This window comes from Halorubrum sp. Atlit-26R, from assembly GCF_003666015.1.
In the GTDB taxonomy this organism is placed as follows: Archaea; Halobacteriota; Halobacteria; order Halobacteriales; family Haloferacaceae; genus Halorubrum.
Genome location: NZ_QPLT01000328.1, coordinates 1 through 560, shown reverse-complemented (window position 1 = coordinate 560; position 560 = coordinate 1). Strand labels below are relative to the sequence as shown.

At 69.5% G+C, this 560-nt stretch carries 1 protein-coding gene and 1 pseudogene; one reads left to right on the top strand and one right to left on the bottom strand.

Features of this window, described 5'->3' with window-relative positions; all coding sequences use genetic code 11:
• Positions 1 to 221 (top strand): annotated as a pseudogene (locus DVK07_RS20815) (hypothetical protein); the annotation flags it as partial.
• A gap of 23 nt (positions 222 to 244) precedes the next feature.
• Here the strand turns inward: DVK07_RS20815 and DVK07_RS20810 are convergent.
• Positions 245 to 560 (bottom strand): geranylgeranylglyceryl/heptaprenylglyceryl phosphate synthase (locus tag DVK07_RS20810; protein WP_303646399.1); only part of this gene is annotated, 316 nt, incomplete at its 5' end.

The following is a 560-nucleotide window of genomic DNA, read 5'->3' as shown; positions in this document are numbered from 1 at the left end:
TCGTCGCCCGTCTGTTCGTCGCTCTCTGCGCCGCGGTTCCGGTCGCCGGAACCCTTCTCGCCGCGACCGCGTCGTTCCTCCTTTTGGTCGTGTCGGCGACGCTCCTCGGTCGCGGCGCACCGGATGCGTCGTCGCCCGGTGCCGACGCGACCCGCGAGTCGCACGCCGACGGCGTGAACGCGGAGTCGGTGGAGTCAGCGGAGTCGGTACCGTCGGCGTAGAAACAGAAACCGCGCCCGTGGGATTACTCTGCGACGAGTTCGGCCGTCGCGTCCTTCGCGCCCTCGACCGTCTCGCGCACCGCGTCGACGCCCTCGTCGTGCAGGAGGTTGCCGACGACGACCGCGTCCGCGTGCTGGCCCATCTCGTAGGCCGACTCGTAGTCGTGGATGCCACCGCCGTAGAACAGCGTCGCGTCGTCGAGCGCGTCGTGCGCCGCGCCGACCTTCTCGGGGTCGCCGTAGGTGCCGGAGTACTCGACGTAGATGATTTTCTGGCCGAACATCTTCTCGGCGACGCGGGCGAACGACGCCACGTCCTCGGCGGACTGGTCGGTGTCG